Here is a 15203-nt window from a genome sequence, read left to right as displayed (position 1 = left end):
CAAACCGCACTCACCCCAGATACTCAATCACCGACAGCCCGCCGTTATAGTCCGTGCTGTAAATAATTCCCTGCGCATCCACAAACACGTCACAGGACTGGATCACCTGCGGGCGATTCGGGCGCGTGTCCATCATCCTCTCCGGTGCCGCGGGCACCAGCGCACCGGTTTCTACCGGGCGATACGGATTGGAGATGTCATACGCGCGCACGCCAGCATTCTGATAGGTGGCAAAAATCAGCGTTGAGCTGACAAAGCTCCCCGGCCGGTTCTCGTGCAGGTTGTGCGGCCCAAAATGCGCCCCTTTCGCCACGTAGTCGATTTCATTCGGCTGCGGGAAGGTCGAGATGCTCACCGGGTTCGACGGCTCGCGGATATCAAACAGCCAGATCAGCTTCTCGCCGTCTTCCTGGTTATCGAGCACCGCTTCGTCCAGCACCACCAGCAGATCCCGGTCCGGCAGCGGCAGCGCGGTGTGCGTCCCGCCGCCAAACGGCGGACTCCAGTTACGGTGGCTAATAAGCTTAGGCTGGGTACGATCCTTCACGTCCAGCAGCGTCAGGCCGCCGTCGCGCCAGCTGCCGTACGCCGTATCGCCGGCAATAATCGCGTGGTGCAGCGCGTAGCGTTTCCCTTCCGGCCAGTTCGGCTGTTCGCCTTCGGCCTGGTTCATGCCCGGCAGCCACCAGCGCCCTGCCACCTCAGGCTTACGCGGGTCGGCCAGGTCGATCGTCAGAAAGATGTAGTCGGTAAAACCGTCGATCAGCGCCGACACGTACGCCCAGCGGCCACCGACGTACCAGATGCGGTGAATGCCGATGCCGCTCAGCGAGAGAAAGCCAATTTCGCGCGGCGCGTCCGGCGTGGAGATATCAAAAACGCGAAGCCCGGCGCTCCAGCCCCTGTCCTGCACGTCGCTGACGGTCTCTCCTACCTGACGGGTATAGTAGACCTTCTCGTCGGCGAAGCGGGCATCGGCAAACAGATCCCGGGCGTTGATCACCAGCAGCAGGTCGTCATGCGCCTGGAGGTGCACGTTCCAGGTGCCCGGCGGCGCAGGCACATAGCCCGCGGGTTTCGGGTTTTTCGGGTCGCGCACGTCTACTATCGAAAAGCCCTGCGACACCATATGGCCGATATAGGCGAAACCGCGGTGCACCATCAGCTGCACGCCGTCCGGGCGACCGCCCTGATCGCTATGGCCGATCAGCCGCATATTGCGGCTGTATTCTGGCGTGGGGAGGATGCTCATTTATTTTTCGCTTCCAGCGTCGCAAACCACGGCGCGATAAAATCTTCCGTCTGGCCCCAGCCCGGAATGATTTTGCCCAGCGACGCTACGTTCACCGCCCCCGGCTGCGCGGTCAGCAGCGCCTGCGGAATAGCCGCGGCTTTAAAATCGTAGGTGGCCGGGGTCGCTTCTCCGGCTATCTTATTGGCCACCAGACGCACGTTGGTCGCCCCAATCAGCTTCGGATCCACCGCCACGCTCACCTTCCACGGGCTGCCCGGCTCGCGCATCAGCTGCAGATCCTGGTTGGAGATGTCGATGCTGTAGAGTTTAATCTCGGTACGGCCGTTCTCCTTCAGCGCCTTATACGCGCCCTGGCTGAAGGCATCCCAGGTTCCCCAGATGGCGTCGATTTTGCCTTTCGGGTATTTCGCCAGGATCGCACCCACCTTGTTGGCGGTGTCGCCCTGCACGTCAGAAGAGACCGCGCCGATGGACTCCAGCTCTTTAATCTCCGGGTACTGCTTTTGCAATTCTTTATAGGCTGCCTGACGGCGCTCCATCGGCGGGAAGCCCGCTACCCACAGCTTGACGATATTCGCCTTGCCGTTGAAATCTTTCGCCAGTTGGCCGAAGGAGAGATTCGTCAGGGAGGCGTCGTCCTGCTGAGTGACGGTCACGCCCGGGATCTCGCCGTTTACGGCGGTATCAAATACGGCGACCTTGATCCCGGCATCCACCGCCTTCTTCACCAGCGCGGTGGAGTACGGATCGCGGCCCTGCGACAGGATGATCCCGTCATATTTCTGGCTGATGGCCTGGTTAACGAAGTCCTGGAATTTGGCGTCATCCCCGTTGCTCAAAAAGGTGCTGACCTTAAAGCCGAGCTTTTTCCCTTCCTGAATGGCCCCGGCAACAAACTGCGTGGTGTTGTCGTCCGAGCCGAGGTTACGGATCACCGCGATGCGGATCGGTCCGTCGTGGTTCGCAATGGCGGCCGGAACCGGCGCGGGCGTGGCCGCAAATCCCGGCAGAGAAGTGAGTAACCCCAGTGCGACCAAAGAGAGCGCAATCTTTTTCATTTTTTATCCCGTTGTGTTGTCAGCGTTTTTGTATGTAGGTAATCGCCAGCGCTACCGCGAGCACCAGCCCTTTTATTATGTCCATGGCGTAATACGGCACGGAGAGCATCACCAGCCCGTTCGACAGCACGCCGAGAATCACCGCCCCGACCAGCGTCCCCAGCGCATTCGGCTTGCCGGATCCGGCCAGCGAGAAGCCGATCCACGCCGCGGCCACCGCATCCATCAGATAGCCGCCGCCCGCATTGACCTGCGACGACCCGATGCGGGAGGCCAGCAGAATGCCGCCCAGCCCCGCCAGCAGCGAGGCAATCACGTAGGCCGCCACCTTGTAGCGCGTGGTGCGAATGCCCGAGAGGCGCGCCGCTTCCGGGTTGCCGCCAATGGCGTACATCCGGCGTCCGTGAGTGGTCAGCGACAGCCCCAGCTGCGCCAGAAGGGTCACCGCCAGCATGATGATGACGATGGTCGGCACCTGCCCCAGCAGGCTGAACGCCGCCGGAATGGTCCCTTCCGCCATGTCGCCGCTCGGCAGCACCATGTTCTCGGTAATCGACCCGCCGTAGCTGTAGGTCATTGCCACGCCCTGGATGACAAACAGGCTGGCGAGCGTCGCGAGCATGTCCGGAATACGCAGGATGACGATCAGGAAAGCGTTAAACAGGCCGACCAGCGTGCAGAGCGCGAGAGTGATTACAATCGACTCGGTGGTGCCGAAGCCGTGCCAGACGAAAAGCGAAATCACCAGCGCGTTCGCCAGCGACGCCGTGGAGCCCACGGAGAGATCGAACCCGCCGACGGTCAATGAAATCGACACGCCAACGGCAATCACCGTCACGATGGCAATCGAGCGCAGAATATTGATGATGTTGTTCGGATCGAGGAAGCTGTCCGACGCCATGCCAAAGACGGCCACCAGCGCGACGACGGTGAGCAGCATGCCCCATTTATAGAGAAAATCAAAAAGTTGCTGACGGCCAGACGCCGCCGCGGTCACTGAAAGGGCCTTGCTCACGACGCCGTTCCTCCGGTTGAATAATAAAGTAGTGTCTCTTCACGGGCCTCAGCCCCGGCGATTTCCGCCACGATGCGCCCGTCCCACAGGACGCAGATGCGGTCGCACAGTCCCACCAGCTCGGCAAACTCACCGGAGGCGTAAATCACCCCTTTGCCCTCGCGAGCCAGGCCGTCAATCAGCTGGAACAGATCGGTTTTGGCCTTCACGTCCACGCCTTTGGTCGGCTCGTCGAAGATCAGCACGCTGGCGTCATTACGCAGCCACTTGCCGATGGCTACCTTCTGCTGGTTACCGCCGGAGAGACGTCGCAAAACCTGTCCGGGACCGCGGGCGCGAACGCCGACGCGGGCAATGACCTCTTCCGCCCAGCGCCACGCCTGACGATGACCAAACAGGCTCCAGCGCGAAAAGCTGTTATCGGCGCACACGGCAAGGTTCATGCTTACCGGCTCGTCGATAAAAATGCCCTCCTTGCGCCGCTCCTCCGGCACCAGCGCCAGGCCGCGCAGCACCGAGTCTGCCGGATCGCGCGGCTGCCAGGATTGATGATTCAGCTCACCGCGCGCCACGCGGCTTTTGCTGGCGCCAAACAGCGCCTTACAGAGTTCGGTTTTCCCCGCCCCCGCCAGCCCGGCAATGCCGAGGATTTCGCCTTTGCGCAGGTGCAGGGAGATATCCTTCAGCAGCGCGTCGTCGTGCAGTCCTTCCACTCGCAGCAGCGTTTCGTCGCCGTGCGGCGGTCGCGCGGGCGGGTAGATATCGCTCAGCACGTGGCCGAGCATCTTCTCAACAATCTCTTCACCGCTGAGATCGGCCATCGGGCCGGACTCAATCAGCTTGCCGTCGCGCAGCACCGTCAGGGTGTCGCAGATAGCTTTTAGCTCATGAATGCGGTGGGAGATAAACACCACGCCGATGCCCTGCTGTTGCAGACGTCTTACCACCGCAAACAGACGCTCGCTCTCGTGCGCGTCCAGCGGCGCGGTGGGCTCGTCAAGAATCAAAAAACGGCAGTGGTGGGACAAAGCGCGTGCCAGCAAAATCTGCTGCTTTTCGGCCAGCGTGCAGCCGTCGATGGAGCGGCGAACGTCCAGCGTAACGTCGAGCTGCGCCAGCGCCTGCCGCGCCTGCTGACGAACGGTGCGCCAGCGGTAGCGGTGCCCCGGCTGCGCCAGCTGGTCGAGCATGATGTTCTCCGCAATGCTCAGCCCGGGGATCAGCGCCACGTCCACCTCCTGCTGCACGAGGTGGATGCCCAGCCGTTTGGCGTCCAGCGGCTCGCGAATGTTTACCGGCTGGTTGTTAATGGAGATTTCGCCCTCATAGTGGTCGTGCGTCCCGCACAGCACCGCCATCAGCGTTGATTTCCCCGCACCGTTGGCGCCCGTCAGCGCATGCACCGACCCGCCGTTCAGCGTGAAGTCCACGCGCGTCAGCGCCTGAAAGCCGGAAAAGGCCAGGCTGATACCGCGCATTTCAAGACGACTGGAAACCATCCGCGTAAATCCTTCATAACTCTTCTGATTTATCGAATTTTTCACAGCTCCGGTTGACTGACAACGACGGAAAAGGCATAAGATAAAGCGAAATATTATTAGCCATCCGGATGTCCAGACATAACATCGGGTTAGCGCTTGCGAAAAAAGGACAACACCATGAGCAACACCGACATCCGCGTCGTGCCCGGCCCGGCGAACTACTTCTCCCATTCCGGAAGCCTTGCGCATCTGAATGACTTCTTTACCCCGGAACAGCTTTCCCATGCGGTATGGATTTACGGCGAGCGCGCAATAGAGGGCGCACGCCCGTTCCTGCCGGAGAGCTTTAACGCGCCGGGGGCGAAGCACCTGCTGTTTAAAGGCCACTGCAGCGAGCGCGACGTCACCCGTCTGGTGAACGAAGCGGGAAGCGAAGCCAGCGTGGTGATTGGCGTGGGCGGCGGCGCGGTGATGGATACCGTCAAGGCCGTGGCGCGTCGTCTGGGCGTTCCGTTCGTGGGCATTCCCACCATCGCCGCCACCTGCGCAGCGTGGACTCCGCTCTCCGTCTGGTACAACGATGCCGGTCAGGCGCTACAGTTTGAGATTTTTGACGACGCTAACTTTCTGGTGCTGGTGGAGCCGCGGATCATTCTGAACGCCCCGGCGGAATATTTGCTGGCGGGCATCGGCGATACGCTGGCGAAGTGGTACGAAGCGGTGGTTCTCGCCCCACAGCCGGAAATCCTGCCGCTGACCGTGCGCCTTGGCCTTAACGGCGCGCTGGCGATCCGCGACGTGCTGCTGGAACACAGTGAGCAAGCGCTTGCCGACCAGCAGCGCGGCGAGCTGACGCAGGCGTTTCGGGACGTGGTGGACGCCATTATTGCCGGCGGCGGTATGGTTGGTGGTTTGGGGGAGCGCTATACCCGCGTGGCGGCGGCGCACGCGGTGCATAACGGCTTAACCGTGCTGCCGCAGACGGAAAAATACCTGCACGGCACTAAGGTGGCCTACGGCATTCTGGTGCAGAGCGCCCTGCTCGGCCAGGACGACGTGCTGGCACAGCTGGTGGCGGCATACCGGCGCTTTAACCTGCCGACCACGCTTCGCGAGCTGGACGTCGACTTCAATAACCGCGACGAGCTGGATAAGGTCATCGCCCACACCCTGCGCCCGGTGGAGTCGATTCACTATCTGCCGGTGACGTTAACGCCTGAGGCTCTGCGCGCCGCGTTTGAGAAAGTAGAATCCTTCCGCCGTTAATTGCGCCGACGGGCTATACCTAATGATGATTCTCACCACTCTCGTAACGAGGTCATCATGCAGATCGATTTAACAGGTAAAAAGGCGCTGGTTACCGGTGCCAGCCGCGGGCTGGGCCGGGCGATTGCGCTGTCGCTGGCGCGCGCCGGTGCTGATGTGGTTATCACTTACGAAAAATCCGTCGATAAAGCCCAGGCGGTCGCCGATGAAATTAAGGCGCTGGGGCGGCACGGCGAGGCCATTCAGGCGGACAGCGCCAGCGCGCAGGCGATTCAGGATGCCGTCACCCAGGCGGCGCGCTCCCTTGGCGGACTGGATATTCTGGTCAATAACGCCGGTATCGCGCGCGGCGGCCCGCTGGAGTCCATGACGCTGGCGGACATCGACGCCCTCATCAACGTCAACATCCGCGGCGTGGTGATCGCCATTCAGGAAGCGCTGGTGCATATGTCTGACGGCGGGCGCATCATCAACATCGGCAGCTGTCTGGCGAACCGCGTGGCACAGCCGGGGATTGCCGTCTACTCAATGACCAAATCTGCACTGAACTCCCTCACCCGCGGTCTGGCCCGCGATCTTGGCCCGCGCGGCATTACCGTTAACCTGGTGCACCCCGGCCCGACCAACAGCGATATGAACCCGGAGGACGGTGAGCAGGCTGACTCACAGCGTCAGCTTATTGCCCTGGGCCATTACGGCCAGCCGGAAGACGTCGCGGCGGCGGTCACCTTCCTTGCCAGCCCGGCAGCCGGGCAGATCTCAGGCACCGGTCTGGACGTGGACGGCGGTTTGAACGCCTGATCGCAATTTTCCTGCAAGCCTCTGTCGCCCGGCAGAGGCCTTTTCGAGCCGCCTCGACGGTTTGCGTTTTGCCTCTTACCTGCGCTTTTTTTCCGCTCTACAGTACCCCATAAGAAATTCGGAATTTATCTAATAGTCTTATTATTTCCTTATATTTTGTGTGGGCGTACAGTGGAGGTACGGATGAAGATCGTGTGGTCAAAAACAGCAGAGAAGCAATTTTCTAAAATCGATACGCGATATCAGAACCGCATTAAATTCAGGCTGGAGAAGATGGATGATAAAACATCACCTGTCGCGGATATCAAGAAATTATCTTCTCCCGAAAACCACTACAGGTTGCGATTAGGTGATTACAGGGTCATTTACACCTTCGGAGACCCGCCGGGTGATACCTGTTACGTAGTGGCGGTAAAACGCCGGACAACCACCACCTACCTTCATGAGGAGCATACGGAATATGACTATTCAGTTTATCAAGGATGAAGAAGGAAAAAAACAGTATGTTGTCATTCCCTACGATGAATATTTTCGCATGCGTTTAGCCATGCTTGAGTATGATGACGATGATGAAAACGACTGGGAAGACATCCCTTACGAATCAGATATCTACGATAACGTAGGTTTACCGGGTGAAGTGTGCGACATCATGCATAGCGAGAACGTCAGCCTGCAGGCCGCATGGCGCATTCTGCGCGGCATGTCGCAGCAGGAAGTGGCGGAAAAACTCGGCATCAGCCAGTCCGCCGTATCACAGCTGGAAGCGCTGGACTCCCGTCCGCAAAAGCGCACACGCGAAAAGCTGGCGGCAATTTATGGCTGCAAGCAGGAGCAAATCAGCCTCTATTTACCGAAAGAGGGTTAACAGCACTTCGCCCCTCCCTTGCCGCCGTAGCGGGCGTTCTGGCGGTCGCGGAAAAACTCTTCGTAGGTCATTGGCGTCTGGTCCGGATGGTTGACGCGCATATGCTCGACGTAGTTATCGTAATCCGGCACGCCAATCATCATTTTGGCGGCCTGGCCCAGGTACTTACCTGCTTTGGAGAGGGTGTCGAACATCATTCTGGTCTCACTGGAAATGTAGGCCGGGTAAGCGCTAGCGCCACCCGGCACACAGGTTAATGCGCCCCTTTCGCCTGGGTCACAATCTCGTCCAGGTTTTCAGGCATCGGCTCGTACGGCGTCTCTTTCGCCGTCGGCGTGTCGACCTTCAGCGCCGCCAGCGCGGTTTTCAGAGAATACAACGCCAGCACCACAACCACCACCATAAAGAAGATGGTCAGTCCGGCATCCAGACGGTTGTTGAATACCAGCTGAGACAGCTGTGACTCGGTGTACTGCGCCGGGATCTTGCCGCTGTCGATCATCGCCTGGAACTTGTTGGCGATCGCCAGGAAGCCCACCTTATTGTCCGGACTGAAGGCTTTTTGCCAGCCCGCCGTCAGGGTACAGATTAGCAGCCAGGCGGTTGGCACCAGCGCCACCCACGCGTAACGCTGGCGCTTCATCTTGAACAGCACCACCGCGCAGAGCATCAGCGCCATGCCCGCCAGCATCTGGTTGGCGATACCGAACAGCGGCCACAGAGTGTTGATCCCGCCCAGCGGATCGACCACGCCCTGATGCAGGAAGTAGCCCCACGCCAGCACGCACAGCGCCGTCGCCAGCAGGTTAGCCGGGAGCGAATCGGTCCGCTTCAGGTTCGGGGAGATCACCCCCAGCAGATCCTGGAGCATAAAGCGCGCCGCACGGGTTCCCGCATCCACCGCCGTCAAAATAAACAGCGCCTCGAACAGGATGGCGAAGTGATACCAGAACGACACGTCCATCAGCCCGCCCAGCGCGCCGTGCAGGATGTAGGCCATGCCCACCGCCAGCGTCGGTGCCCCGCCCGCGCGGGAGATAATTGACTGCTCGCCCACCTCATTAGCGATATGCGTCAGCGTTTCCGGGGTAATGGCAAAGCCCCAGCCGCTCACCACTTGCGCGGCCGACGCTACCACGTCAACGGTGCCGGCCGGGGCCAGCACCGCCATCGGGCTGTTCATCGCGAAGTAAACGCCCGGGTCGATAATGCAGGCGGAGACCAGCGCCATAATCGCCACGAAGGACTCCATCAGCATGCCGCCGTAGCCAATCAGGCAGGCCTGATTCTCGTTGGCCAGCATCTTCGGCGTGGTCCCGGAGGCAATCAGCGCGTGGAAGCCGGACACCGCACCGCAGGCGATGGTAATAAACAGGAACGGGAACAGGTTACCAGTCCAGACCGGGCCGGTACCGTCGATGAATTTGGTCAGCGCAGGCATGGTCAGCGTTGGGCGCATAATCAGAATGCCGATGGCCAGCCCGACGATGGTGCCGATTTTCAGGAAGGTTGAGAGATAATCGCGCGGGGCCAGCAGCAGCCACACCGGCAGCACCGCCGCCACAAAGCCGTAGCCCACCAGCATCCAGGTCAGCTGCACGCCGGTAAAGTCGAAGAATGGTGCCCAGGTCGGGCTTTCCGCCACCCAGCCGCCGGAGATAATCGCAAATACCAGGAACACCAGGCCAATGACAGAGACTTCACCGATGCGCCCGGGGCGCAGGTAGCGAATGTAAATCCCCATAAACAACGCCAGCGGAATGGTAAAGGCGACCGTGTAGGTTCCCCACGGGCTGTGGGTCAGCGCTTTCACCACGATCATCGCCAGCACCGCGAGGATGATCACCATGATCATAAAGGTCGCCACCAGCGCAATCACCCCGGCGGTTGCCCCCATCTCCTCTTTCACCAGCTCACCCAGAGAACGGCCGTCGCGACGGGTGGAGACGAACAGCACCATAAAGTCCTGCACCGCGCCCGCCAGCACCACGCCCGCGAGGATCCAGATCATCCCCGGCAGGTAGCCCATCTGCGCCGCCAGCACCGGCCCCACCAGCGGGCCTGCACCGGCAATCGCCGCGAAATGGTGACCGAACAGCACTTTTTTATCGGTCGGCACGTAGTCCAGCCCGTCGTTGTGGCGTACGGCAGGCGTCATGCGTGTGCCGTCTACGCCCAGCACCGTCTTTGCGATATAGCGGCCATAAAAACGGTACGCAATGAGATAAATGCAGACGGAGGCGACGACGATCCAGAGCGCATTGATCTGCTCCCCCCGGTTGAGGGCGATATAGCCCAGGGCAAAGGCTCCCACAACGGAGAGCGCCGCCCACGTAAGGTATTTCCCTGAGTTGTTCATAGTTGTTGTCCGTTGTTGTGAAACAGTGAGATGTTACATTTTGTTTCTAGAACAACGGATAAAATTTAACAACTTTGAAACGCAATAATGCGTGGTCAAACCAGAGATTTACACCACAGTGTTAAGCCGATCACTTTCAGCTGAATGGCCTACCCCAGCACCATCGTGCTCAACCGACAGGTGCAGCACCGCCGCCCCTGCTCGTCGAATACCACGATCTCCCAGCTCTGGCTCGAACGCCCCAGATGTAGCGGCTGACACACGCCGCGCACCTTACCGTGAGAGACCGCGCGGTGGTGCGTGGCGTTCAGCTCAGTGCCGACCACGCTCTGCCCGTCGCGGGTCATCAGAAAACCGGCCATTGAGCCCAGCGTTTCCGCCAGCGCCGCCGACGCCCCGCCGTGCAGCAGGCCAAACGGCTGATGGGTACGGGCATCCACCGGCATCTCCGCTTCCAGCGTGTCGTCCCCGAGGCGGGTATAGACGATGCCCAGGTGCGCCACCAGGGTGTTCACGCTGGTGGCGTTCAGGTCTTCAAGCGATAAATGACGTTTCCAGATCATTACACCCCCAGTGTGGAGCCGCCGTCCACCACGATATCCTGCAGGGTAATATGGCTGGCGGCATCGGACGCAAGGAACAGCACGGTGGCGGCAATTTCCCGCGGACGGGCGATTTTGCCGAGCGGAATGCCGAGCTTGAACTGCTCGCCAAAGCCGCGAATGCGCTGCTGCTCCGCATCGTCGCTTTTCCACAGGGTGCGCTGCATGTCGGTATCCGTTGAGCCGGGCGACACCAGGTTACAGCGCACGCCGCTGCCCGCCAGCTCCAGCCCGACGGTCAGCGCCAGGCTTTTCAGCGCCGCCTTCGACGCGCCGTAGGCGCTCATCCCGATGCGCGGGGTGTGCGCCGCGTCGGAGGCCACGGTCACTATCGCTCCGCCCTGCTGACGGCGGAACTGGCCCATCGTCTGCTGAAACAGGTTAAACGCGCCGCCGACGTTAACCGCAAAGGTCTGCTGCCAGTCTTCCTGCGAAAGCTCGTCCGTCGCGCCCATGCGCAGAATGCCCGCCGCGTTAACCAGCACGTCGAGGCGCGCAAGGGTGCCGAGTAAACGCCCGCAGACGTCGCCCACCTGCGCCGCGTCCGCCACGTCCAGCGTTTCGGTGGCAAACGGATAATCGTCCTGCAGGAAGGCCAGATCGAACCCGGTCACCCGCGCGCCCGCCTCCACAAAGGCCAGCGCGGTCGCATAGCCAATACCTTTACCCGCGCCCGTTACCCAAACCGTTTTACCGGTAAAATCAAACCCCGCCATCACTTCACCTCACGGGAGAGCAGCGCCCACCAGGCGTCAAGGGTCGGATTTTTCGCCAGCATCACGAAGTCGATGTCGCCGTGCACCTTCCGCCAGCGGGCGGCCAGCGCCATCATGCGCACCGAGTCCAGACCGTAGTCGATCAGGTTTTCGTCATCCATCGGCTCGTCGGACTCGTCCAGCAGCGGCAGGATCAGCTCGCGCAGCGCGGCTTTCGTTGCCGGAACGGACGGCAGCAGCTCGTCGGTCATCACCACGCGGCCCGAACGTCCTGCCACGTATTTCAGCGACATCAGGTGCTCGTCGCGGGTGAAGTCCGCCAGCGCGTCGGCGATAAAGAACGGCTTGATGTCGCGCATAAAGGCATCTGTGGCGGTAGTCATGCAGCCGATGTGGGCATACACGCCGGTAATCAGCAGCTGGTTGCGGCCGGTCTCTTTCAGCATCTGCTCCAGCGGTGAGCGGTGAAACGCGCTGTAGCGCCACTTCACCAGCACGGTGTCCGCTTCGTCCGGCGTCAGTTCAGCCACGATACGCTGCTGCTCCGGCGAGCGGGTCAGGCCCGGCCCCCACATGTCGTTCAGCAGGGCGCGGTCTTCATCGCTCTGCTCTTTCGGCTGCGCGGTGTAGTACACCGGGATATTGTGTTCTTTGCAGTACGCGCGCAGTTTAGCGATGTTCGCCACCACCTGCTGCATCATGTCGCTATTTTCGCCCCAGAAGTTCAGGAAATACTCCTGCATATCGTGGATCAGCAGCGCGGCGCGCTCCGGCTCAAACGCCCAGTTCACCTTGTTGGTCGGCAGCTCTGCGGCGGTTGGCAGCGCGTAAGCGGTTAATTTTGGAATGGCCATTCTCTGTTCCTCAGCCCCGGGCGCGTTCAGCAAGCCACAGGCGCAACTGTTTCTTATCAACTTTGCCGACCGGCGTGAGCGGAAGCGCATCCACGCTCTCCACGCGGTCCGGCAGCTTAAATTCGGCAACGCCCTGCTCGCGCAGGAAGCGACGCACCTCAACCGCACGCAGGGGCTGTTTCACCACCAGATACGCACAGCTTTTTTCGCCCAGCAGGCTGTCCTCCATGCTCACCAGCGCGGCGTGGATCACCGCTTCGTGGCGCAGCAGCAGGTTTTCGATCTCTTCGGCGGCAATCTTTTCGCCACCGCGGTTGATCTGATCTTTCTCGCGCCCCTGCACGGTGATGTAGCCCTGCTCATCGATGGCGATCAGATCGCCGGAGCAGTAGAAACCGTTGGCATCAAAGGCGCTGGCGTTGTGCTCCGGGCTGTTGAAATAGCCGCGGAAGGTGTACGGGCCGCGCGTCATCAAACGTCCGACTTCCCCGCGCGGGAGCGGGTTGCCGTCCTCGTCCGCCACCCACACCTCGTCGTCCGGACACATTGGGCGGCCCTGGGTATTGATGATGCGCTCCGGCATATCGTCGAGCGCGGTGTAGTTCACCAGCCCTTCCGCCATGCCGAATACCTGCTGCAACTGGCAGCCGATTTCCGCCGGAATACGCGCCGCGAGCGTGGCGGAGAGGCGTGCGCCGCCCACCTGGAGCAGCTTGAGGGATTTCAGCTGCGCGTTCCCCGCGCCGTCGGCAATCGCCTGCAGCCAGAGGCTCACCGCCGGAGGGACCAGCGACGTCACGTTGATCTGATGCTGCTCAATCAGCGGGAAGCAGAGCGTGGCGCTCGGATCGTTCGCCAGCACCACGCAGCCGCCCGCCGTGAACACGCCTAACGATCCCGGCGAGCTCATGGCGTAGTTATGCGCCGCGGGAAGCGCGTTCAGATAGCGGGTGTGCGCAGTGATGCCGCAGATTTCATTGCTGCGGCGGATGCTGTAGTCGTAGTCGTTGTGCGTACGCGGGATCAGCTTCGGCGTACCGGTGCTGCCGCCGGAGAGCTGGAAGAACGCCACCTCGTCTGCGGGCGTCGGGTTGGGGATGAAGTTGTCCGCCGGGCGCGCAATCGCCGCTTCCAGCGCATGTTCACCCTTATCGCCGCGCAGCAGCACGGCGCGAACCGAGCGGTGTTCATCCACAAAGGTATTGAGAAAATCATCCCCCGCGAACAGGGCATGTTCGCGATCGGCGATCAGCACGGCGGGTTTGATCTGGGCGGCGTAGGCGTTCAGCTCGCTGCGCTGATGGCTAAAGAGCGCGTTAACCGGCGCGACGCCGATCTGCAGCAGCGCGAAAAAGGTGATGTAAAACTCGGCCACGTTGCCGAGCTGCACCAGCGCGGTCTCGCCGCGGTGCAGCCCCTGAGCCTGGAGGGCAGACGCCAGATTCGTCACCGCCTCATTAAACGCGCGGTAGGTGATGTGGCGATCGCCGTCAATAATCGCGACCGCATCGCTTTGCGCATGGTCCGTCAGGATGTGGGTCAGCGGCAGATCCTGCCAGTAGCCTTTTTCACGGTAGCGGCGGGCAAAATCCTCAGGCCAGCGGGTAAAAGGGATGGTCATGGGTATTCCTTAGTGCAAACCAAACACGTTAAGCATGGTGGAGAGCTTCACGCCCGTCTCACGCCACTCGCCCACCGGGGAGGAGGCAGGCACAATGCCCGCGCCGGCAAACAGGCGAACGGTATTTTCGTGAAGACGCGCGCAGCGGATGGTCACCACCCACTCGCCGTTGCCTTCACTGTCGCACCAGCCGACGATGCCGCCGAACAGCTCGCGGTCGAACGGCTCCAGCTCGGCAATCAGTTCTTTAGCCGCCTGATGCGGGAAGCCGCTCAGGGCCGGGGTCGGGTGCAGCAGGCAGGCCAGCGTCAGGGCGTTTTCGTTCTCGCGCGCGTCACCTTCAACCGGCGTCGCCAGATGCCACAGCGTCGGCGTGGTGATGAGCTGCGGGGAAGACGGCATGCTCAGGTGATGGCTGCGCGGTTCCAGAATGGCCTTCATCGCCTGGGTCACCAGGTCGTGTTCGTGGCGGTCCTTTTCGGAGGCCAGCAGCTTATTGCCCGCCTCGCGATCCAGCACGTCGTCCGGCTGGCGGCGCGCGGAGCCTGCAAGCGGCAGCGAGCTAAAGTGCCTGCCCTCTTTGCGCAGCAGCAGTTCCGGGCTGGCGCCGAGCAGCACGCCGCCGTCTTCCAGCGGCACGTGGAAGTTAAAACTCGCCGGGTTCTGAGCGATCAGACGCTCCATCAGCGCGCCGCTGTCCATTTTTTTGTCGGTGGCGATATCAATCAGGCGCGACAGCACTACCTTATTCACCTGCGGCGTGGCGGTGAGCGACGCGGCGCGCGCGACCATCTCTTCAAAAACGGGCTGAGCGGGGATCTCGGTGCGCTGTTCCACCTTCAGCGCCTGCGCGCCGGAGAAATAGCGTGCGGACTGCTGACGCGCGGGACGGGAAAACGTCTCCCAGCGTTGCGGAATAAACAGCGAAGACGGCTTGCGGGTATCGAACGGGATGGCCCCTACCATGACGGGATGGGCGATGCCGCTGGCTTTCGCATCCCGGAAAGCCTGGGCTAATTTCTGCTGGAACTGCCCCGCCGGATCGTCTCCGCCGACGGCAGGTTCAGAGAATCGGGCAAAACAGCCTGAGGTGGTAAAACTGCGGTAAGGCGACATAAAGAAAAAGCTGTCTGATTGCAGCGTGGTCGTGGTGTGCTGAACTTCCTCAGCCAGGGACGTGTCCATATCATCCTCCTCAAAATGATAAAAGAAGCAATAATGATTATCATTTATATTTTCGTCGGCTAACCTAATCCCACAGCGCGCCGCTGTCAACCGTCGGGCCATTAACTTCTGCGACAAACGCTTGC

At 61.1% G+C, this 15203-nt stretch carries 15 protein-coding genes; 4 read left to right on the top strand and 11 right to left on the bottom strand.

Going from position 1 to position 15203, the window contains the following annotated elements:
• Positions 1-10 precede the first annotated feature (10 nt).
• From HBA26_RS01935 to HBA26_RS01920, 4 genes are read right to left on the bottom strand one after another with little or no spacing between them, the layout of a single operon-like run.
• Positions 11-1252 (bottom strand): LVIVD repeat-containing protein, encoded by a 1242-nt coding sequence (locus HBA26_RS01935; protein ID WP_028012308.1) that lies wholly within the window; start codon positions 1250-1252, stop codon positions 11-13.
• Entirely contained in the window at positions 1249-2313 is a 1065-nt protein-coding gene (locus tag HBA26_RS01930; RefSeq protein WP_041910939.1) for a sugar ABC transporter substrate-binding protein, read from the bottom strand. The genes HBA26_RS01935 and HBA26_RS01930 overlap by 4 nt, the downstream gene beginning before the upstream one ends.
• A 19-nt stretch (positions 2314-2332) precedes the next feature.
• Positions 2333-3328, bottom strand: coding sequence for an ABC transporter permease (locus HBA26_RS01925; protein ID WP_047367708.1), 996 nt, complete (start codon positions 3326-3328; stop codon positions 2333-2335).
• Positions 3325-4827, bottom strand: coding sequence for a sugar ABC transporter ATP-binding protein (locus tag HBA26_RS01920; RefSeq protein WP_126345050.1), 1503 nt, complete (start codon positions 4825-4827; stop codon positions 3325-3327). The genes HBA26_RS01925 and HBA26_RS01920 overlap by 4 nt, the downstream gene beginning before the upstream one ends.
• A gap of 159 nt (positions 4828-4986) precedes the next feature.
• Here HBA26_RS01920 and HBA26_RS01915 point away from each other — a divergent pair, with 159 nt between their 5' ends.
• The 4 genes from HBA26_RS01915 to HBA26_RS01900 all read left to right on the top strand — a co-directional run bounded on the left by HBA26_RS01915 (position 4987) and on the right by HBA26_RS01900 (position 7741).
• Positions 4987-6075: an oxidoreductase gene (locus HBA26_RS01915; protein ID WP_126345051.1), complete on the top strand. Its 1089-nt coding sequence runs from the start codon at positions 4987-4989 to the stop codon at positions 6073-6075.
• A 57-nt stretch (positions 6076-6132) separates the two neighbouring features.
• A complete protein-coding gene (locus HBA26_RS01910; protein WP_100170618.1) occupies positions 6133-6876 on the top strand; it encodes a 3-oxoacyl-ACP reductase family protein in 744 nt (247 codons plus the stop codon).
• 183 nt (positions 6877-7059) lie between these two features.
• Entirely contained in the window at positions 7060-7362 is a 303-nt protein-coding gene (locus HBA26_RS01905) for a type II toxin-antitoxin system RelE/ParE family toxin (RefSeq protein ID WP_126345052.1), read from the top strand.
• Positions 7337-7741, top strand: coding sequence for a helix-turn-helix transcriptional regulator (locus HBA26_RS01900; RefSeq protein WP_063942796.1), 405 nt, complete (start codon positions 7337-7339; stop codon positions 7739-7741). Before HBA26_RS01905 ends, HBA26_RS01900 begins: the two co-directional genes overlap by 26 nt.
• Here the strand turns inward: HBA26_RS01900 and HBA26_RS01895 are convergent.
• The 7 genes from HBA26_RS01895 to entC form a co-directional block, all read right to left on the bottom strand.
• The gene (locus HBA26_RS01895; protein ID WP_069733625.1) at positions 7738-7935 is read right to left on the bottom strand and encodes a YbdD/YjiX family protein; all 198 of its coding nucleotides are present in this window, start codon (positions 7933-7935) and stop codon (positions 7738-7740) included. The two genes, HBA26_RS01900 and HBA26_RS01895, sit on opposite strands and share 4 nt — an antisense overlap.
• Positions 7936-7994: 59 nt before the next feature.
• Positions 7995-10100 carry a pyruvate/proton symporter CstA gene (gene cstA, locus HBA26_RS01890; RefSeq protein ID WP_063449408.1) on the bottom strand — a complete coding sequence of 702 codons (2106 nt, stop codon included), beginning with the start codon at positions 10098-10100 and terminating at the stop codon, positions 7995-7997.
• A gap of 149 nt (positions 10101-10249) precedes the next feature.
• Positions 10250-10663 carry a proofreading thioesterase EntH gene (entH, locus tag HBA26_RS01885; RefSeq protein WP_063154727.1) on the bottom strand — a complete coding sequence of 138 codons (414 nt, stop codon included), beginning with the start codon at positions 10661-10663 and terminating at the stop codon, positions 10250-10252.
• The gene (entA, locus tag HBA26_RS01880) at positions 10663-11418 is read right to left on the bottom strand and encodes a 2,3-dihydro-2,3-dihydroxybenzoate dehydrogenase EntA (RefSeq protein WP_063154728.1); all 756 of its coding nucleotides are present in this window, start codon (positions 11416-11418) and stop codon (positions 10663-10665) included. The genes entH and entA overlap by 1 nt, the downstream gene beginning before the upstream one ends.
• The gene (locus tag HBA26_RS01875; RefSeq protein WP_063154729.1) at positions 11418-12272 is read right to left on the bottom strand and encodes an isochorismatase; all 855 of its coding nucleotides are present in this window, start codon (positions 12270-12272) and stop codon (positions 11418-11420) included. Before HBA26_RS01875 ends, entA begins: the two co-directional genes overlap by 1 nt.
• A 10-nt stretch (positions 12273-12282) precedes the next feature.
• Positions 12283-13893, bottom strand: coding sequence for a (2,3-dihydroxybenzoyl)adenylate synthase EntE (entE, locus tag HBA26_RS01870; protein ID WP_126345053.1), 1611 nt, complete (start codon positions 13891-13893; stop codon positions 12283-12285).
• Between the two features lie 9 nt (positions 13894-13902).
• Complete coding sequence (entC, locus tag HBA26_RS01865; protein WP_100170623.1) at positions 13903-15078, bottom strand: isochorismate synthase EntC; 1176 nt, start codon at positions 15076-15078, stop codon at positions 13903-13905.
• Positions 15079-15203 lie beyond the last annotated feature (125 nt).

The sequence above is a fragment of the Enterobacter sp. 725m/11 genome, from assembly GCF_011683705.1.
In the GTDB taxonomy this organism is placed as follows: domain Bacteria; phylum Pseudomonadota; class Gammaproteobacteria; order Enterobacterales; family Enterobacteriaceae; genus Enterobacter; species Enterobacter bugandensis.
This window is presented reverse-complemented; position numbering and strand designations above follow the sequence as displayed.